This is a genomic window from Bradyrhizobium vignae (assembly GCF_900324035.1).
Classification (GTDB): Bacteria; Pseudomonadota; Alphaproteobacteria; order Rhizobiales; family Xanthobacteraceae; genus Bradyrhizobium; species Bradyrhizobium vignae.
In genome coordinates, this window is record NZ_LS398110.1 from 3,616,418 (window position 1) to 3,633,880 (window position 17,463).

Sequence of the window (17,463 nt, forward strand, 5' to 3'; positions counted from 1 at the left end):
GGGGCTGCGTTTTGTTGAGGCGGAGCAGCAGGTTCAGCGCGAGTGCCGCAACTTTACGTGAAATGGCCTCAGTTGCGACGCAATGGAACGGTCATTAAAATGTCGAATCTGCGCTTTCCTCAGGGAACAGACATGGTGCACCTTTTCCGGACTTCGCTCGGTGTGATGGCGCTCGCCGCGGCCAGTGTCGGCCTTGGTGGCGGGGCTCTGGCCGCCAACGGTCCGTTTCTCGCGCACCAGGCGCTCTATGACCTCAGCCTCGTCAAATCGCGCTCCAATTCGGTCAACAGCGCACGCGGCCGGATTCTTTACAACTTCACGGGCAGCGCCTGCGAGGGCTACACCTCCGAGTTCCGTCAGGTCTCCGAGCTCGACAGCGGCGAGGGCAAGGTCACGCTCAGCGACCTCCGCTCCAATTCCTGGGAGGACGCCGCGGGAAAGAGCTACCGCTTCAAGATCGAAACGCGCATGAACGAGGCGGATGCCGGCCGCGTCGACGGCTCGGCCGAGCGCGACGGCGACCATATCAATGTGAAGCTGAAGCTGCCGGCACCGAAGACCTTCACCCTCGACGGCAAGATCGTATTCCCGACCGAGCAGATCCAGCGCATCATCGCCGCAGCCAAGGAGGGCAAGTCGCTGCTCGAGCTCTCCGTCTATGACGGCTCCGACGACGGCCAGAAGGTCTACAACACGCTGACCGTGATCGGCCAGCCGATCCCCGCCGACCGCGCCACGCCGTCCGATCCGTCGATCTCGGACGAGCATATGAAGTCGCTGAAGCGTTGGCCTGTCACCGTCAGCTATTTCGACCGCGACGCCCAGCAGAAGGAGGGCGAGCAGACCCCGGTCTACGCGATGTCGTTCGAGCTCTACGAGAACGGCGTCTCGCGCCAGCTCGTGCTCGATTACAACGATTTCGTCATCTCCGGCGCGATGGGCAAGTTCGACGTGAAGGACAGCAAGCCCTGTAATTGAGGGGCAGTCTCTCTTCCGTCAATCCAACGGGTCCGCGCGAAGCGCGGCCCGATGACAGGCTCCGCGAAGCAATCCAGAGTCCGTCCGCGGGAAGATTTTGGGGTGCTTCCTCGCTTCGCTCCTCGCAATGACGGGGCTGGCTCTCCGCTTACTCCCCAGCTACGCTCGACAACCACGGAACTCAGGGAGGCAACCCGATGCCCAAGCTCGACCATCTCCGCCCCAGCGGACTGCATCACAATCCCGCTTATTCCCACGTCGTCACTGCCACGGGTGCGCGCACGATCTACATCTCCGGCCAGGTGTCTGTGGACGAGGAGGGGCGGATCGTCGGCGAGGGCGATATCGCGGCGCAGACGACGCAGGTGATGCAGAATCTCGGCCTCGCGTTGAAGGCGGCCGGCGCGAGCTATGCGAATATCGTCAAGATCACGACTTTCGTGGTGAACTACAAGCCGGAGTTGCGTCCAGTCATCGGCAAGGCTCGCTCCGCCTTCTTCGAAGGCATGGAGCCGCCGGCATCGACGCTCGTTGGCGTCTCCGCGCTCGCTGCACCGGAGTGGCTGATCGAGATCGAGGCGGTGGCCGTCGCGGATTGACTCCGTAGCCCGGATTGCGCTGCCAGCGTAATCCGGGCTACGAATGCTTCGCTTCTGACATCTCTCGTAGCAGCACCATCGCTTTATCGGCCAGGTCGGCAGGCACGAAGAGAGATCGTGATGAAAGGCCGACACGGCGTTCACGCTGATGCCGGCTTCGGCCAGACGCGTCGTGATTGCAGCCAGGAAGCCCACCGCATCGAGCGCGGAGTGAACTGACAAGGTGATCAGGCGCGATGGAAATTCATGGCGTAGTCCGGCGCGTTCGGCCTCCTCGTGCAGGATCACCAGCGTTGTTCCTTCGCGCTCCCGGAACGTCAGCATCGGGTGAATGGTGGCTGGAATGCTCGCACCCGGTGCAAGCGTGCAAAACACGAAGATGCCGTCCAGGATCTCCGGCTTCATGCTAGTCAGCAGTGCGTCGAGATCGCGTTCGCCTGTCACGGTGCCAGTCCCGAGATCGTTTGAGCGCCTGCGAAGCTATCTGCGCCAGGGGCTGTAGAAGTCACAAGCAACATACCTTTGTATATCTCCTCTAATCCTTCTCATGCGCTGACCTTACGCTGGTACAATTGAGCGACGGCGGCAGATTCTTACAATTCGAGTCCGCTCGGGTCACTGCGAAGAGGCTCAAATGAACGTCGTCATTCGGAAGCTCAACGGCTTGTGGCACCTCATCGTCGGGTCTTGTCAGATCCGAACGCCGTTCCTGGAAACCCAGGATCGACAGTTGGTCGTTCAGTATGCCCGGCGCGCCTATCCGGGTGCACGGATCTTCGAACGCGACTGACTAAAGCAGACTAGATCACTCCTGCGCCTTCTCCGGCCCTTCATACGCAATGCCGCGGATCACCGCGGTGCTGCCGAACTTCTTGCGCAGGCTGTCGACCGCACGTTCGGCGTGAGCGGCGCGGCGGTCGAGCATGTCGGTGTCGTCGCTCGTTGATCCCTCGCGCAGCGCGCTGACGCCGGCGCCCATCAGGCGGAAGGCGGTGCCGTCGATCTCTTTCGCCAGCATCTCGCGGCAGATCGAGAAGATCTTTGCGGCAAGCTGCGTCGGCGCTGCGATCGACTGCGAGCGGGTGCGCTGGCGAAAATCGGCGGTCTTCAGCTTCAGCGTGACGGTCGAGCCGGCAAGCTCGCTGTTCTTGAGCCGCGACGACGTTTTCTCGCACAGCCGCCACAAGATCTTCTCCAGCGTTGCGAAATCGCGGATGTCGGTCTCGAAGGTGGTCTCGCTGGAAATGGTCTTGGCGCCGCGATCAGGCTCGACGCGACGGTCGTCGATGCCGCGCGCGAGCCGCCACAGCCTGCGGCCGTCGCTCGGAAACTGCCGCATCATCTCGATCTCGTCGGCCTTCTGCAGGTCGGCGATGACGCGGAAGCTGCGCTGCACGAGGCGTTCCTGCGTGGCGGGGCCGACGCCGAAGATGAAGCCGACCGGCTTTTCCGCCAGCATCGAACGCGCTTCCTCCCGATCGAGCGCGGCAAAGCCACGGGGCTTGTCGAGATCGGAGGCGATCTTGGCCAGGAACTTGTTGCAGGACAGGCCGACCGAGACGGTGATGCCGATGTCGCGCTCGACGTCGCCGGCAAAGCGAGCCAGCACCTTTGCCGGGATCATGCCGTGCACCCGTTCAGTGCCGGAGAGATCGAGGAAGGCCTCATCGATCGAGAGCGGCTCGACCAGAGGCGTCAGCGCCTGCATGGCCTGCCGCACCGCGCGGCCGACCCGGACATATTTCGCCATATCCGGGCGGATCACGGTCGCATGCGGGCAGGCCTCCAACGCCCTGAACATCGGCATGGCCGAGCGCACGCCATAGGTGCGCGCGATGTAGCAGGCGGCCGATACCACGCCGCGTTTCCCCCCGCCGATGATGACGGGCTTGTCGGCGATTTCAGGGTTGTCGCGCTTCTCGACCGCTGCGTAGAAGGCGTCGCAGTCGATATGGGCGATGCTCAGGCCTGCCAGTGCGCGGTGGCGGACGAGGCGAGGGGATCCGCAGGCGGAACAGCGTCGCACCCCCATATCCAGGTCGGCCAGACAATCCCGGCAGAAGCAGCGGGGCCCGGCCGCCTCTGGGTCGCTCACGGCACGTCGCGCTCCCAGGAGGGGTCGCCGAGCGCGTCGCCGAGGACCTGCCGCGCTGCGGCGACGTTGGTCGGATGCAGTTCCGCGGAGCTGGCAAAGGCCTTCACCGTGGCATCGTCGCGCAGCACGAAATCGAGCACGCTGAGCAGGAAGTTCGGGTCCGCGGCGGCATTGCGGAGGGTCTCCGGACCGACCCCCGTCTCGGCCAGGAACAGGCCCAGCCGCTCGGGCTCGCCGGCGATGAAGGACAGGGCCTGAATCGCAACGATTTCAGCGACTTCGCGGGGGTTGTGAACAGGCTTTTTCACGGGGACGGTTTGCCTTTCCGTTAACTTTCGGTCTCTAATTTGGAATCATCATGCCCGAGTCTCGTCCTCAAGTCTTCCGGCCCCAGACAAGCAACTGGAAACCACACTGCAGAAAGTCGGCCCTCGGGTTTAACGAAACTCAAGCGAATCTGAGGCTAGTTTGAATCCAGTTTTCGAAACGCCGGGAAGCGGCGTCTGAGGCGTCACATGTACCGGTCCTTCGGACCAATCAGGAGGGCGGGATGGCTAAGACCGTCCTGATCGTGGAAGACAACGAGCTCAACATGAAGCTCTTCCGCGACCTGTTGGAGGCGCACGGCTACCAGACCACAGGCACCAGCAACGGCTACGAGGCGCTCGACCTCGTTCGCAAGATGCGGCCCGACCTCGTGCTGATGGATATCCAATTGCCGCAGGTCTCCGGGCTCGAGGTGACGCGCTGGATCAAGGACGATCCGGAGCTGCGTACCATTCCCGTCGTCGCGGTCACGGCCTTCGCGATGAAGGGCGACGAAGAGCGCATCCGCGAGGGCGGCTGCGAAGCTTATTTATCCAAACCGATCTCGGTCGGGAAATTCATTGAGACGGTCCGGCGTTTCATCGGATAGGAAGTGAGTTCACAGTGTCCGCGCGTATCCTGGTCGTCGACGACGTCCCCGCCAACGTCAAGCTGTTAGAGGCCCGCCTCTCCGCCGAATATTTCGACGTGATGACCGCCTCGAACGGCACCGAGGCGCTGGCGATCTGCCACCGCGCCGAATGCGACATCATCCTGCTCGACGTGATGATGCCGGACATGGACGGTTTCGAAGTTTGCCGCCGCCTCAAGACCGATCCGGCCACGCATCACATCCCGGTCGTGATGGTTACCGCGCTCGACAGTCCCGCCGACCGCAATCGCGGGCTGGAAGCGGGCGCCGACGATTTCCTCACCAAGCCCGTCTCTGATGTCGTGCTGATCGCGCGCGTGCGCTCGCTGACGCGGCTGAAGATGATGACGGATGAGCTGCGCATGCGCGCCATCACGTCGCTCGAGATCGGCATGCAGGCGCCCGAGCGCAGCGCCGTCGCCGATACCGGCAAGGGCGGCCGCATCCTCCTGGTCGACGACCGCGAGTCCTCGTACGAGCGGCTGGCGACGATCCTCGCCGCCGAGCACACCATCGACGTCGAGCCGAATCCGACTGAGGCGCTGTTCCACGCCGCAGAGGGCAATTACGATCTCCTGATCGTCTCGCTCGACCTCAACAATTTCGATGGCCTCAGGCTCTGCAGCCAGGCGCGCTCGCTGGAGCGCACGCGCCACGTGCCGATCCTGGCGATCGCCGACCCCGAGAACTCGACGCGGCTGCTCCGGGGCCTGGAGATCGGCGTCAACGACTATTTGCTGCGCCCCATCGACAAGACCGAGCTCCTGGCGCGCGCCCGCACCCAGATCCGCCGCCGCCGTTACACCGACCATCTGCGCGACAACGTGCAGAACTCGATCGAGATGGCGATCACCGATGCGCTCACCGGCCTGCACAATCGCCGCTACATGGAGAGCCATCTGGCAACGCTCGCCGAGCAGGCCGCGACCCGCGGCAAGCCGCTGGCGCTGATGATCCTGGACATCGACTACTTCAAGTCGATCAACGACAATTACGGCCACGATGCCGGCGACGACGTGCTGCGCGAGTTCGCGGTGCGCGTGCGCAAGTCGATCCGCGGCATTGATCTGGCCTGCCGCTACGGCGGCGAGGAGTTCGTCATCGTGATGCCCGAGACCGATCTCCACGTCGCCGGCATGGTCGCCGAGCGCCTGCGCCGCTCGATCGCGGGCGAGCCGTTCGCGATCCACAAAGGGGCCAAGCGCATCGAGGTCACGATCTCGATCGGCCTGACCACGCTGGAGCAGAAGGGCGAGGCGGTCGCCGACGTCCTCAAGCGCGCCGACACCGCGCTCTACCGCGCCAAGCACGACGGCCGCAATCGCGTGGTGTCGCACGCGGCGTGAGCGGCCGCCCGCAAAGTTTGCGAAAACAACCCCATGCACAGTAGCCGGCGCGAGCCGGATCAATGGGTTACGCAGGTGGCGCGATGGCTTGCGTCGGCGGCAGCGTCATTTGACCCGTCGGGCAAAACAGGAGCATATTGGTAGGGTCGCGGCGGTGCCACAAACGCCGCTGTCATTCCCCGCGAAAGGCGGGGAATCCAGTACGCCGCGGCGTCTCGGTTCCAGCCTCGCTGTCTCGGAATACTGGATCACCCGCCTTCGCGGGTGATGACACCGAATAGGGCGGTGGCAGTGATCATTGTGGCGCGCGCTTGCGCCCCTTCACCTGCTTCACCGCATCGCCGCCCACATCCACCCCCGCATTCCGCAACAGCACCTTCGCAGCTTCCTTCGCGGCCCTTGCCATCGCGGGGTCATCACGCACGAGGTCCTGCGCGATGGAGCCGTCGACCAGCAGCACGAGCTGCGTCGCGAGCGCCTCAGCGTCGCGAACGCCGAGCTCGGTCAACCGCTCGCGAAACCAGAGGCGGCGGCTTTCCTTGAAGGCGATGGCGATCTTCTTCACGGCGCGGTCGGCGGGGCCGAGCTCGGCGACCGCGTTGACGAACGGGCAGCCGCGAAAATCCTTGGCCGCAAAGCGCCGCTCCAGCGAATCGAAGGTGGCGAGGATCTGCTCGGCTGGCGGCTTGTCGGAAGGGCGTGCGCTTACGAAGCGGCGCTCGAGGTACGCCGCGATCAGGGCGTCCTTGGACGGGAAATGGTTGTAGAGCGTGCGCTTGGAGATGCCGATCTCGGCCGCGATGGTGTCGACGCCGATCGCGCGAATGCCTTTCAGATAGAACAGCTTGTCGGCGGTCTCGAGGATCCGCTCTTTCATCGTCTGTGGTTTGGGCGGGGGAGCCATGCGGTGGCGCGCGTCCTGTTCGCTTGACAGCATCCGGCGTTCATAGCCTAAGTAAACAGGTCTGTGTAACCAAAATCAACGGCAAAAGCAGACGTCGGCACGCGTGCCGCGCCCAAAAGGGAGAAGAAGAATGCCCCTGTTGCAGGTCCTGCGTCCGACATTGCCGATCCTGATCGGCGCCTCGATCATGCTGACGCTGAGCATGGGGCTGCGGCAGTCGCTCGGCATCTTCATGCAGCCGCTGACGCATGACATTCACATTTCGATCTCGGATTTCACGCTGGCGCTGGCCGTGCAAAACCTTGCCTGGGGCTTCCTCCAGCCGCTCGCCGGCGCGATGACGGTGCGCTACGGCTTCCGTCCGATCATGATCGTGGGCGCGCTGATGTACATCGTGGGCCTCGCGCTGATGGCGACCGCGCACGGCATGATCAGCATCATGATCGGCGCCGGCGTGCTGATCGGGACGTCGCTGGCCTGCACCGCAGCGGCGATCGCGATGTCGGTCGCGGCGCGCGCGGTCCCCGAGACGGTGCGCTCCACGGTGCTCGGCATCGTCTCCGGCGCGGGCTCGCTCGGCGCGCTGCTGTCGGCGCCGATCGGGCAGATGCTCAACGAGGGCTTTGGCTGGCGCATCGGGCTGGCCGGTTTCGTCATCATGTCGGTGCTGATGATCCCCGCCGCATGGTACGCCGGGCGCGTCGACCAGATCCCGCTGCCCAAGCCGGCGGCCGACGAGATCGACGATGCCACGGCCGCGACGGCTGCGAAAACCGCGTTCGGCAACGTGTCCTTCGTCGTGATGACCTGCGCCTATCTCGTCTGCGGCATGCAACTCGTCTTCCTGACCACGCATCTGCCGTCCTATCTTGCGATCTGCGGCCTCGATCCGATGCTGAGCGCGCAGACGCTCGGCATGATCGGCGGCTTCAACGTGCTCGGCTCGCTGTTCTTCGGCTGGGCGGGCCAGCGCTGGAACAAGCTGGCGCTGCTTGGCGGCATCTACATCCTGCGCTCGCTGGCGCTCGCCGGGTATTTCATGCTGCCGGCGACGCCGTTCTCGACGCTGCTGTTCGGCGCCATCATGGGCTTCTTGTGGATGGGCGTCGGCCCGCTGGTCGCCGGCGCGGTCGCCGAGATGTTCGGCTTGCGCTGGCAGGCGATGATCCAGGGCCTCGCCTTCATGAGCCACCAGATCGGCAGCTTCCTCGGTGCCTATGGAGGCGGGCTGCTCTACGACGCGCTCGGCTCCTACACCATGGCCTGGCGAATCGGCGTGGCGCTCGGCCTTGCCGGCGGCATCGTGCAGGTGGCGTTCGCGCTGGTCAGGCGGTCGCAGCCGCCGGTATTGCGGACGGCGTAAGGCGAGCGTGCGCTTGCTATCGTCAGCTTGCGAGGTTCGAGCGGACGCCGCGTTGGTTGGTTCGTGATGGGCCGCTTGCGGGAGAGGTGAACGAGCCGCGGCAATCGATTCAACCTGAAGTCATTCCGCCCTAGCCGGATAGGGCAAGACACGATGAGATTGGATCAATCGCCATCGCGCTTCAGGTTGTTGTATGCGCAGACGCGGCGCCATCGTGTTTGCTCCCCGTTCCGACACGTGCGGCTTGGCCACCTGTTTCGGCGCATCGACATTTGTGGTTGCGCAATCGAAGATTGAGGCGACCACTGCCCAATCGATTGGCCATGGCGGTCAGGAGAAAGTGGAGCACGTCAATTCGTTCTCGTGCCCCGGACGCAGCGCAGCGCTCGAAGCGGAGCGGCTGGGCCTGATATCAAACCGCCGCCCTTCGAGGGCCGCTGAAACCTCAGGGGCCGCCAAAAGAAAACGGGGCCCGCAAGGGCCCCGCAAAACTTCAACGCTTCGCCGATCTTACTTGATCTTGGCTTCGCGGAATTCGACGTGCTTGCGCGCGACCGGATCGTACTTCTTCTTGACCAGCTTGTCGGTCATGGTGCGCGAATTCTTCTTGGCGACGTAATAGAAGCCGGTGTCGGCCGAGGACACGAGCTTGACCTTGATGGTGACCGCTTTGGCCATGTTCTGAACCTCAGAGAATTGGGGAATCTCGAGCCGGCCAATCGGCCCGCGTTGGCCGGCAACCTAGCCAGAAACCGCCTGATGTCAAGGTTTTACGCCCGGAAAACCGCTCAAATCGGCCCGATCAGGCCTCGAAGAAGCGGTTTTTCGGCCGCGGCAGGCCCAGATTCTCCCTCAAAGTGGCCCCTTCATACTCTTTGCGGAAAATCCCGCGCCGCTGCAGCTCCGGGACGACCTTGTCGACGAAATCGTCGAGGCCGGCGGGGAGGAACGGGAACATGATGTTGAAGCCGTCGGAACCGCGCCCGACCAGCCATTCCTCCATCTGGTCGGCGATCGTTTTGGCGGTGCCGACGAAGGACAGCCCGCCATAGCCGCCGACGCGCTGGGCGAGCTGACGCACGGTGAGCTTCTCACGGGCGGCGAGATCGATCATGCGTTGGCGGCCGCTCTTGCTGGCATTGGTCTCGGGGATCTCGGGGAGGGGGCCGTCAGGATCGAAGCCGGAGGCATCGGTGCCGAGGATGACGGAGAGCGAGGCGATGGCGCTGTCGTAATGCACGCGGCTGTCGAGGAGCGCGCGCTTTTCCTTGGCTTCATCGACGCTGTCGCCGACCACGACGAAGGCTCCGGGCAGGATCTTGAGGTGCTCCGGATCGCGGCCGACCTTTTCCATACGGCCCTTGATGTCGGCATACAGCTTCTGTCCGTCGGCGAGGCTGCCGCCGCCGGTGAACACGGCTTCAGCCGTTTCGGCGGCGAGCTGCTTGCCGTCTTCGGAGGCACCAGCCTGCACGATCACCGGCCAGCCCTGCACGGGGCGGGCGATGTTGAGGGGACCGCGCACTTTGAAGTATCTGCCCTTGTGATCGAGCACGTGCATCTTCGCGGGATCGAAGAACAGGCCGCTCTCGACGTCGCGCACGAAGGCATCGTCGGCGAAGGAATCCCAGAGGCCAGTGACGACGTCGTAGAACTCGCGGGCGCGCTTGTAGCGCTCGGCGTGCTCCATGTGGTCGTCGAGGCCGAAATTCAGCGCCGCGTCCGGGTTCGAGGTGGTGACGATGTTCCAGCCTGCGCGGCCGCCGCTGAGATGGTCGAGCGAGGCGAAGCGGCGCGCGACGTGATAAGGCTCGTCGAAGGTGGTCGAGCCCGTCGCGATCAGGCCGATGCGGTCGGTGACCGCCGAGAGCGCCGACAGCAGCGTGAACGGCTCGAACGAGGTCACGGTGTGGCTGCGCTTGAGCGCGTTGATCGGCATGTTCAGCACGGCGAGGTGATCGGCCATGAAGAAGGCGTCGAACTTGCCGGCCTCGAGCTTTTGGATCAGCTGCTTGATGTGGCCGAAGTTGAAATTGGCGTCGGGCCAGGCCCCGGGATAGCGCCAGGCGCCGGTGTGGATAGAGATCGGGCGCATGAACGCGCCAAGCTTGAGTTGCCGTTGTGCCATCGCCCCGTATCCGTTCTGGGTGTCGTTCGCAAAGACATAGGCACGCCTGGGAACTGCGCCATTGGGGGAGGCGGGAAGAATTTTTTGTTTTTCGATCAACTCTCAGCACGTTCGCGTCATTCCGGGGCGCCGCGTCGCGGCGAGCTACGACGCGCAATTGCGCATCTGAGAATCCATCAAGCCGTAGACCCTGAGAGAAACTACTGCCCCTGGGCCCTTTGATCGAAGGCGCTCAGCACGGCGAGCGTCATCGCGGTGACACCGGTCTGGATGGTCGGTTTCGGCACCGGGGCAAATTGCGGCGAGTGGTTGCCGGGAAGTGGCGGAGCGCTGCCGTTACGCGCGGCGGCGACGCGGTCGGGCTCATAAACGCCGATGTTGAAGAACATCGAAGGCACGCCGGCGTTGACATATTCCGAATAGTCTTCGCTGGTCGTGTTCGCAGGGCTGACGTTGAACTTGTCGCCGAAGGCCGCTTTCAGCACCCGCTCGGCCTGGCCGACGACAGCAGCATCGTTCACCACCGCCTTGGTACCCTCGTCGAGATGGATTTCGGGCGCCGGCGCATCCGCCATCGCCGCCACCGCCTTCGCCGTCCGCTCGATCCCGGCTAGCATCCTCGCGCGCACCTGCGGCTTGAAGCTGCGGATCGTGCCGATCACCCTGGCCTCGTCGGGAATGATGTTGCCGGCGGTGCCGGCATGGATCGCGCCGATGGTAACAAGGCCGAATTCGGTCGGGTCCTTCTCGCGGCTGATCACGCTCTGCACGTCGACGACGAAGCGGGATGCCATCATCACGGGATCGATGGTCGCCTGCGGTATCGCGCCATGGCCACCGCGGCCGACAAATTTGATAAAGAGCCCGTCGACATTCGACGATCCGACCCCGACCCTGTAGGTCACGGAGCCGTAGGCTCCACTGCCGTCGTGCAGGGCAAATCCCGCATCGGGCTTCGGAAAGCGGGTGAACAGGCCATCGGCGATCATCGCTCTTGCGCCCGCGACCTCTTCCTCGGCGGGCTGCGCAATGAACATCAGCGTACCGTGCCACTGGTCCTTGATGCCGACCAGGGTTTTCGCCGTGCCGACCCAGCTCGCCATGTGGATGTCATGGCCGCAGCTATGGGCGACGAACGTCTCGCGGCCCTGCCAGATCTGCTTGTCACGGCTGGCATAGGGCAGGCCGGTCTTCTCCTCCATCGGCAGCGCATCGAGCTCGGTACGAACCATGATGGTGGGACCGTCGCCGTTCCTGTAGAGGGCAACAAGGCCGGTCTTGCCGACGTGCTCGGTGACCTCAAAACCAATCGCACGCATCTCGGCGGCCAGTTTCGCCGCGGTCTTCTCCTCCTGGAAAGCAATCTCGGGATGGGCGTGGATGTCCTTGTAGAGCGCGTCGAGCTTCGGATACTGGCTCTCGAAGGAAGTCTCGATGGTTTGCTTCAATTTGGCGACGTCGAGCTCCGCATGGGCAGGCGGCGAGAGCAGGCCGCACAACGCCACGGAAGCGAGCAGAGGCCTTACGAACCGCGTCATCCGATCCTCCAGTCGTTCAAGCGCCCTTCACCTAGCACATCTCGTCGTATCTTGCCGCAATGGAAAATGGAAGAACGGTACCGGCGCATCGCGGCGGAGCGGGGCCGGTCGCAAGGCGTCGGACGCGCCTCATCGCACCAATCCGCCCTTCGCCCCAACCAAGCCAAAACCTGTGAGGAGCCCCGACATTGCAGGCACAATGACAGTGGATGGCGGCATGATTCGCATCGACCGGCCCATGCCCTGGGTCGCCAGATCGTAATCACCAGACAATTCGGCCTGTTGAATATCCGCTCATCGCGCGATCTCGCCGACTATCACTTCATCAGCATCACCGACGACTATGATACGGATCTGACCACCGACGACGTCAATCTCTGCGGCAACAAGGGCACCGAGCCGATCACGCTTCAGACCTTCACCAGCGAGGAGGCGGACAAGCTCGCAAACGAGCTCGGCCGCATCCTTAAGCTGCCGGCGCGCGACTATGTCGGCTCCGAGCCGGATGAGAGCTGATCAAGGCCTGGTTGCGACCCGCTCCGGAAATTGTCATCCTCGTGGCCGAACAGCGCGATGGAAGGCCATGACCTCTGTGAATAATCCCATTCCCGCGCTTCTGCCGCGCGGCAAGGGCCACCAGTTTCTCTTGTACGGCGACTCCTGTTCGGGCGTGCCCGGTGCCTTGCACGAAAGGACCTTCGCTTCGGTCAATGCAGTCGTGCAGCGCCTGAAGCCGCAGCCTGATTTCATTCTCTTTCCGGGCGATGAGATCATCGGACTCACGCCGGACCCGGACGCTCTGCGTGCGCAGTGGCGTTACTGGCTGGACACGGAAATGGCGTGGCTCGACCGTGCGGCTATTCCGATCTGGCACACCACCGGCAACCACACGACCTACGACGCGATGAGCGAGGCGGTGTTTCGCGCAGTGCTGGACCTGCCGGACAATGGGCCGCCCGACCAAGCCGGACTCTCTTACTACGTACGGCGCGGCGACCTTCTGATGGTGTTCGTCAACACGCTCTGGAGCGGCCTTGGAGGTGAGGGCCATGTCGAGCTGGCCTGGCTGGAAGCGACGCTCAGAGACCACGGTGATGCCCGACATAAGCTCGTCCTGGGCCATCATCCGGTGTTTTCCATCAACGGCTTTACCGGGACGTATCAGCGCGAGATCGGCCACGAATACGGCCGCCCGTTTTGGGACATTCTAGTGAAGGAGAATGTGCTGGCTTATCTGTGCAGCCACATCCTGGCGTTCGATGTCCAGGCGCATCGTGGTGTCCTGCAGATTTGCACGGCGGGCGCAGGGACGGCGCACAGGATGCCCGAGGGCGTCGAGTATCTGCATTGCGTTCAGGCCGCGCTCGACGAGGAAGGCCTGCGCTATCAGGTGCTCGATATCGATGGCGTCGTCAGGGAGAGGCTGCAATGGCCGCTGCCCGATCCCGCCGGGTGGAGAGAGTTGCGGCTCGGAGATGTCGAAGCACCGTTCAAAGGACAAGTGAAGAGCGGACGCCGGATCGAGCTGAGGCTTGCGGGGCAAAGCGCTGCAGCCGACGTCGCAACGGCTCAGACGATTTTCACGGCTTTCGAACCTGGTTCGATCGCCCCGTTCTGGCTGGGGCTTCGGGGACCGCGGCAAACCCTGACGGCCATCGTGGGTGGTCAGCCAGGGCGAAGCCCGACCTATTGGTTCGGACCTGATCTTCCGCCGGGCGAGGGTTTCGATATCTACGCCACGATCTACCCTGATATGGGCCCCGGCGGTCTCTTGTACCGCCGGCACGACTGCACGCGCTGGTCGTCCTTCACCTCCGCGACGGCGCGGGGGCTGGAACAGCTGTCGTGGCCCCGGCATTGGGCAATCGGCCACGGACAGGGCGGCCGCGAAGACCGTCCCTTCAGAGGTGCGGCGTTGAGTGTGCTCATCACGCCAGAGGGGTGCTGATGACGGCGCGCCGAAGTGCGGCGACATCCGTCATGTCAGCTCAAAATATCCTTCTGCATCTTGCCGCCGTAGAAATGGAAGAACGGCACCGGTGCGTCGTGGCGGAGCGGACCGGTGGCAAGGCGGGTGTGGAGCTCGTTGAGCACGTTGCGCGTCATCGGGTGCAGATCGGCGAGCGGCTTCGAGCCGAGCTCGACCCAGACCAATTCGACCAGCTCGGCATCGGCATGGATCACGCCTTCGACGCGATGGGTGATCGCGGAAGCATCGGCGGTGAAGAAGCGCGTGTCGAAGCGCTTGACGCGGCCGGGCGGAGTGATCGCGCGCGCGATCAGGAACAGGCCGGAGGGATCAGGCAACAGGCCCGCATCCGCGAACGGCTTCCAGGGACCCTCGAGCTTTGCCAACTTTCCTTCCGCCTTGCGGCCGAGGCAAAGACCGGTCTCCTCGCAAGCTTCGCGGATCGCGGCAATCGCCAGCGACTTCGCGCGCGAGGCCGGTGTCTTCGGGCTGCCCTTGGCGAGATTGGCCTCCAACTCCGCGGTGATGGGCGCCGCACACGGCACGCGATGATCGGCCTTGTCGACTCGGCCGCCGGGAAAGACGAATTTTCCCGGCATGAACACCACCTTGTCATGGCGCTTGCCGACCAGCACTTTCGGCACGGCGCCGCTGCGATCGACCAGGATCAGCGTCGCCGCATCCCTCGGGCGGAAATAGGGATGGTGGTCGGCTTCCTTCTCCTCGTGAACCCTGGCCTTCTCCGCAATTTGCGCAATATCCGTCATGTCCTCACCCGAACTGTTCTTGCTTATTTTGCTTACACTGGCGGAATACCATCCGGAGGGTTCTCGTCAAACCCGTGCATGCGCAGAGCCCATTGCAAGCCGACCACAGCTCCCTTGACGGGCTGCAACAGCGCGAGCGAGGCGACGAAGGTGAAGGGTAGATAGGCAGCGAAGCTGAGCCAGACCGGCGTCGAATAATTGGTCTCGATCCAGAGGATGGCCGGCACCACGATGTGACCGACGATGACGATGACGAGATAGGCGGGCAGATCGTCGGCGCGATGCGGCGTGAAATCGAGACCGCATTTGGCGCAATCGTCGGCAGTCTTCAGGAAGGCGCGGAACAACTTGCCCTCGCCGCAGCGCGGACAGCGGCCGCGAAAGCCGCGCTTCATGGCCGCCCACACGTCGCGCTTCTCGACGAGACCGCTCTCGCGCGTCCAGATTTTTGGGGCCGTGCTCGTGGTCACCATGCCTTGCCCTTCTTGCCTCTTCCCTTGTTCTTTCCTTTGGCGTTCCTCTCCTTGCCGGACTTCTGCTTCTCCGGCTTGCGTTTTTGCTCTGGGCTGCGTCCGGGACGAGCCTTTGATGATTTGCGCTGCGGACGGAACGGCCGGCGCTCGCGTGGGCCGCCCTCGCTCTGTGACGACAGCAGCTCGAAGCGCAACGCGCCGGCGATTGGGGCTGCTTCGACCAAGCGGACGTCGACTACATCACCGAGCTGGTACATGGTGCCGCTGCGCGTGCCGACCAGCGCGTGACGGCTCTCGTCATAGTTGAAATATTCCGTGCCGAGGGATCGGATCGGGATCAATCCGTCGGCGCCGGTCTCGCTGAGCTTCACGAACAGGCCGGCGCGGGTGACGCCGGAGACGCGGCCCTGGAAACTGGCGCCGATGCGGTCGGCGAGGTGATGGGCGATCAGGCGATCCACGGTCTCGCGCTCCGCCTTCATCGCCCGCCGCTCGGTCAGCGAAATATGCGCGGCGACTTCGCCGAGACTTTCCGGCGTCTCGCTGTCGGGCAGGGCGCCTTCGCCGAGGCCGAGCGCGCGGACCAGGGCGCGGTGCACGACGAGATCGGCATAGCGGCGGATCGGCGAGGTGAAATGCGCATAGCGGCGCAGGTTCAGGCCGAAATGACCGTAGTTCTCCGCGGAATATTCCGCCTGCGCCTGGGCCCGCAGCACCACCTCGCTGACCAGCGGGTAATAGTCGTGGCCTTCGAGCTGGGCCAGCACGCGGTTGAACATCGTCGGACGCAGCGCGCCCGATTTGGCGAAGGGGACGTCCAGCGTATCCAGGAACTCCGCGAGCGCGTGGACCTTCTCCAAGGTCGGCTCGTCATGCACGCGGTAGATCAGCGGCAGCGATTTCTTCTCCAGCATCTCGGCCGCGGCGACATTGGCGAGGATCATGAACTCCTCGATCAGCTTGTGCGCATCGAGCCTTTCGGGGATGACGACGCGGTCGACCGTGCCGTCGCTCTTCAGGAGAATCTTGCGCTCGGGCAGGTCGAGATTGAGCGGATCGCGCTCGTCGCGGGCGCGCTTGACGCAAGCATAGGCGGCGTAGAGCGGCTTCAGGATCGGATCGAGCAGCGGGCCGGTGGTGTCATCGGGCCGACCCTCGATCGCAGCCTGCGCCTGCGCGTAGTGCAGCTTCGCCGCCGAACGCATCAGGATGCGGTGGAAGCTGTGCGAGCGTTTCCGCCCGTCCGGGCCGATCACCATCCGCACCGCGAGCGCGCCGCGCGGCTCGCCCGGCACCAGCGAGCAGAGATTGTTGGAGATGCGCTCGGGCAACATCGGCACGACGCGGTCGGGAAAGTAGACCGAGTTGCCGCGGTCGAGCGCGTCCCGGTCGAGCGCGGTGCCCGGGCGGACGTAGAAGCTGACATCGGCAATGGCGACGTTGACGATGAAGCCGCCCTTGTTGTTGGGATCGTCATCGGCCTGCGCATGCACCGCGTCGTCGTGATCCTTCGCATCCGGCGGATCGATGGTCACGAGCGGGACGTCTCGCCAGTCCTCGCGTCCCTTCAGATTGGCGGGCTCCGCGGCTTCCGCATCGCGCATCGCGGCGGAGGAGAATTGCAGCGGGATGTCGTGGGCGTAGATCGCGATCAGGCTGATCGCCTTCTCGGATTTGACCGAGCCGAGCTTCTCTTTCACGCGACCTGAGGCGAGGCCAAAGCCGCGCGAGCGGACGATGTCGACGCTGACGAGGTCGCCGTCCTGCGCGCCCTGGGTGTCGGTCTTCGCGATGTTCAGCTCGCGGTCGGCGAACTTTTTGTCGACGGGGACGAGCCGCCCGCCGCCTTCGGGAAGGCTGCGGAACACGCCGAGGATGCGGCTCTTGGCCTTGTCGATGACCTTGATGATGCGGCCGCGATAGGCGGGGCCTTCTGTCTCGTCGGTGCGCTCGACGCGTAGCAGTGCGCGGTCGCCGACGCCGGCGGCGGTGCCTGGCTTGGGCCGGCGCGGCATTTCGATGAGGATCTTTGGCGGCTCGCCGCTCTCGACCTCGTCCCATTCGGCGGGGGAGGCGATCAGCTCGCCGTCGCTGTCACGGCCGGTGATGTCGGCGAGCAGGATGGGCGGCAGCGCGTCCGGCTCCGAGACCTTGTGGCGCTTCTTCTTGATGATGCCGTCGTCGGCGAGCTCGCGCAGCATGCGCCTGAGCTCGGCGCGATCGGCGTTCTTCAGGCCGAACTCGCGCGCAATTTCGCGAGTGCCGACCTTTCCTGGATTTGCCTTGATGAAGGCGACGATGGCGTTCCGATCGGGAAAGCCATGGTCATTCTTGCGTTTCACTTA

The 17,463-nt window shown here is 64.1% G+C and carries 17 protein-coding genes and 1 pseudogene; 8 read left to right on the forward strand and 10 right to left on the reverse strand.

Features of this window, described 5'->3' with window-relative positions; translation table 11 throughout:
* Positions 1 to 132 precede the first annotated feature (132 nt).
* Both BRAD3257_RS17600 and BRAD3257_RS17605 read left to right on the forward strand, forming a co-directional pair.
* The gene (locus BRAD3257_RS17600; protein ID WP_160118821.1) at positions 133 to 978 is read left to right on the forward strand and encodes a cell envelope integrity EipB family protein; all 846 of its coding nucleotides are present in this window, start codon (positions 133 to 135) and stop codon (positions 976 to 978) included.
* A gap of 197 nt (positions 979 to 1,175) precedes the next feature.
* Positions 1,176 to 1,577 carry a RidA family protein gene (locus BRAD3257_RS17605; RefSeq protein ID WP_122402861.1) on the forward strand — a complete coding sequence of 134 codons (402 nt, stop codon included), beginning with the start codon at positions 1,176 to 1,178 and terminating at the stop codon, positions 1,575 to 1,577.
* 37 nt (positions 1,578 to 1,614) lie between these two features.
* Here the strand turns inward: BRAD3257_RS17605 and BRAD3257_RS17610 are convergent.
* Positions 1,615 to 2,021: pseudogene (locus BRAD3257_RS17610) on the reverse strand (ACT domain-containing protein).
* 190 nt (positions 2,022 to 2,211) lie between these two features.
* Between BRAD3257_RS17610 and BRAD3257_RS40320 the strand changes: the two are divergent.
* Positions 2,212 to 2,367 (forward strand): hypothetical protein, encoded by a 156-nt coding sequence (locus BRAD3257_RS40320; RefSeq protein ID WP_008548553.1) that lies wholly within the window; start codon positions 2,212 to 2,214, stop codon positions 2,365 to 2,367.
* Between the two features lie 15 nt (positions 2,368 to 2,382).
* Here BRAD3257_RS40320 and BRAD3257_RS17620 read toward each other — a convergent pair whose 3' ends face one another.
* Both BRAD3257_RS17620 and BRAD3257_RS17625 read right to left on the reverse strand, forming a co-directional pair.
* Positions 2,383 to 3,672: a DNA polymerase IV gene (locus BRAD3257_RS17620; RefSeq protein WP_122402862.1), complete on the reverse strand. Its 1,290-nt coding sequence runs from the start codon at positions 3,670 to 3,672 to the stop codon at positions 2,383 to 2,385.
* Entirely contained in the window at positions 3,669 to 3,980 is a 312-nt protein-coding gene (locus BRAD3257_RS17625) for a DUF3572 domain-containing protein (RefSeq protein ID WP_122402863.1), read from the reverse strand. The genes BRAD3257_RS17620 and BRAD3257_RS17625 overlap by 4 nt, the downstream gene beginning before the upstream one ends.
* Before the next feature lie 242 nt (positions 3,981 to 4,222).
* Here BRAD3257_RS17625 and BRAD3257_RS17630 point away from each other — a divergent pair, with 242 nt between their 5' ends.
* Both BRAD3257_RS17630 and BRAD3257_RS17635 read left to right on the forward strand, forming a co-directional pair.
* Positions 4,223 to 4,588: a response regulator gene (locus tag BRAD3257_RS17630; RefSeq protein WP_027573612.1), complete on the forward strand. Its 366-nt coding sequence runs from the start codon at positions 4,223 to 4,225 to the stop codon at positions 4,586 to 4,588.
* Positions 4,589 to 4,602: 14 nt separating this feature from the next.
* The gene (locus tag BRAD3257_RS17635; RefSeq protein WP_122402864.1) at positions 4,603 to 5,976 is read left to right on the forward strand and encodes a PleD family two-component system response regulator; all 1,374 of its coding nucleotides are present in this window, start codon (positions 4,603 to 4,605) and stop codon (positions 5,974 to 5,976) included.
* Between the two features lie 295 nt (positions 5,977 to 6,271).
* Here the strand turns inward: BRAD3257_RS17635 and BRAD3257_RS17640 are convergent, their stop codons facing one another.
* A complete protein-coding gene (locus tag BRAD3257_RS17640) occupies positions 6,272 to 6,880 on the reverse strand; it encodes a TetR/AcrR family transcriptional regulator (protein ID WP_162500585.1) in 609 nt (202 codons plus the stop codon).
* A gap of 130 nt (positions 6,881 to 7,010) precedes the next feature.
* Between BRAD3257_RS17640 and BRAD3257_RS17645 the strand changes: the two genes are divergently transcribed.
* Positions 7,011 to 8,243: an MFS transporter gene (locus BRAD3257_RS17645; protein ID WP_122402866.1), complete on the forward strand. Its 1,233-nt coding sequence runs from the start codon at positions 7,011 to 7,013 to the stop codon at positions 8,241 to 8,243.
* Positions 8,244 to 8,753: 510 nt separating this feature from the next.
* Here BRAD3257_RS17645 and rpmG read toward each other — a convergent pair.
* The 3 genes from rpmG to BRAD3257_RS17660 form a co-directional block, all read right to left on the reverse strand.
* The gene (gene rpmG, locus BRAD3257_RS17650; RefSeq protein ID WP_007603295.1) at positions 8,754 to 8,921 is read right to left on the reverse strand and encodes a 50S ribosomal protein L33; all 168 of its coding nucleotides are present in this window, start codon (positions 8,919 to 8,921) and stop codon (positions 8,754 to 8,756) included.
* 124 nt (positions 8,922 to 9,045) lie between these two features.
* Entirely contained in the window at positions 9,046 to 10,371 is a 1,326-nt protein-coding gene (locus tag BRAD3257_RS17655; RefSeq protein WP_122402867.1) for an LLM class flavin-dependent oxidoreductase, read from the reverse strand.
* A gap of 200 nt (positions 10,372 to 10,571) precedes the next feature.
* On the reverse strand, positions 10,572 to 11,909 hold the full coding sequence (locus BRAD3257_RS17660) for an amidohydrolase (protein ID WP_122402868.1): 1,338 nt from the start codon (positions 11,907 to 11,909) through the stop codon (positions 10,572 to 10,574).
* A 282-nt stretch (positions 11,910 to 12,191) separates the two neighbouring features.
* Between BRAD3257_RS17660 and BRAD3257_RS17665 the strand changes: the two genes are divergently transcribed.
* Both BRAD3257_RS17665 and BRAD3257_RS17670 read left to right on the forward strand, forming a co-directional pair.
* Positions 12,192 to 12,425: a hypothetical protein gene (locus BRAD3257_RS17665; RefSeq protein WP_244607980.1), complete on the forward strand. Its 234-nt coding sequence runs from the start codon at positions 12,192 to 12,194 to the stop codon at positions 12,423 to 12,425.
* A gap of 67 nt (positions 12,426 to 12,492) precedes the next feature.
* Positions 12,493 to 13,857 carry a metallophosphoesterase family protein gene (locus BRAD3257_RS17670; protein ID WP_122402869.1) on the forward strand — a complete coding sequence of 455 codons (1,365 nt, stop codon included), beginning with the start codon at positions 12,493 to 12,495 and terminating at the stop codon, positions 13,855 to 13,857.
* Between the two features lie 35 nt (positions 13,858 to 13,892).
* Here the strand turns inward: BRAD3257_RS17670 and BRAD3257_RS17675 are convergent, their stop codons facing one another.
* Genes BRAD3257_RS17675 through rnr form a run of 3 tightly spaced genes read right to left on the reverse strand, consistent with a single transcriptional unit; the run spans position 13,893 to position 17,460 of the window.
* Entirely contained in the window at positions 13,893 to 14,645 is a 753-nt protein-coding gene (locus BRAD3257_RS17675; protein ID WP_122402870.1) for an NUDIX hydrolase, read from the reverse strand.
* Positions 14,646 to 14,677: 32 nt separating this feature from the next.
* A complete protein-coding gene (locus BRAD3257_RS17680) occupies positions 14,678 to 15,118 on the reverse strand; it encodes a DUF983 domain-containing protein (protein ID WP_122402871.1) in 441 nt (146 codons plus the stop codon).
* Positions 15,112 to 17,460, reverse strand: coding sequence for a ribonuclease R (gene rnr / locus BRAD3257_RS17685; protein WP_122402872.1), 2,349 nt, complete (start codon positions 17,458 to 17,460; stop codon positions 15,112 to 15,114). Before rnr ends, BRAD3257_RS17680 begins: the two co-directional genes overlap by 7 nt.
* Positions 17,461 to 17,463: the final 3 nt, after the last annotated feature.

Excerpts from the sequence above, each read along its gene's own strand:
- BRAD3257_RS17600 (WP_160118821.1), top strand. The coding sequence starts at position 133 with ATGGTGCACCTTTTCCGGACTTCGCTCGGTGTGATGGCGCTCGCCGCG.
- BRAD3257_RS17605 (WP_122402861.1), top strand. The coding sequence starts at position 1,176 with ATGCCCAAGCTCGACCATCTCCGCCCCAGCGGACTGCATCACAATCCC.
- BRAD3257_RS40320 (WP_008548553.1), top strand. The coding sequence starts at position 2,212 with ATGAACGTCGTCATTCGGAAGCTCAACGGCTTGTGGCACCTCATCGTC.
- BRAD3257_RS17630 (WP_027573612.1), top strand. The coding sequence starts at position 4,223 with ATGGCTAAGACCGTCCTGATCGTGGAAGACAACGAGCTCAACATGAAG.
- BRAD3257_RS17640 (WP_162500585.1), bottom strand. The coding sequence starts at position 6,880 with ATGGCTCCCCCGCCCAAACCACAGACGATGAAAGAGCGGATCCTCGAG.
- BRAD3257_RS17645 (WP_122402866.1), top strand. The coding sequence starts at position 7,011 with ATGCCCCTGTTGCAGGTCCTGCGTCCGACATTGCCGATCCTGATCGGC.
- rpmG (WP_007603295.1), bottom strand. The coding sequence starts at position 8,921 with ATGGCCAAAGCGGTCACCATCAAGGTCAAGCTCGTGTCCTCGGCCGAC.
- BRAD3257_RS17655 (WP_122402867.1), bottom strand. The coding sequence starts at position 10,371 with ATGGCACAACGGCAACTCAAGCTTGGCGCGTTCATGCGCCCGATCTCT.
- BRAD3257_RS17660 (WP_122402868.1), bottom strand. The coding sequence starts at position 11,909 with ATGACGCGGTTCGTAAGGCCTCTGCTCGCTTCCGTGGCGTTGTGCGGC.
- BRAD3257_RS17670 (WP_122402869.1), top strand. The coding sequence starts at position 12,493 with ATGACCTCTGTGAATAATCCCATTCCCGCGCTTCTGCCGCGCGGCAAG.
- BRAD3257_RS17675 (WP_122402870.1), bottom strand. The coding sequence starts at position 14,645 with ATGACGGATATTGCGCAAATTGCGGAGAAGGCCAGGGTTCACGAGGAG.
- BRAD3257_RS17680 (WP_122402871.1), bottom strand. The coding sequence starts at position 15,118 with ATGGTGACCACGAGCACGGCCCCAAAAATCTGGACGCGCGAGAGCGGT.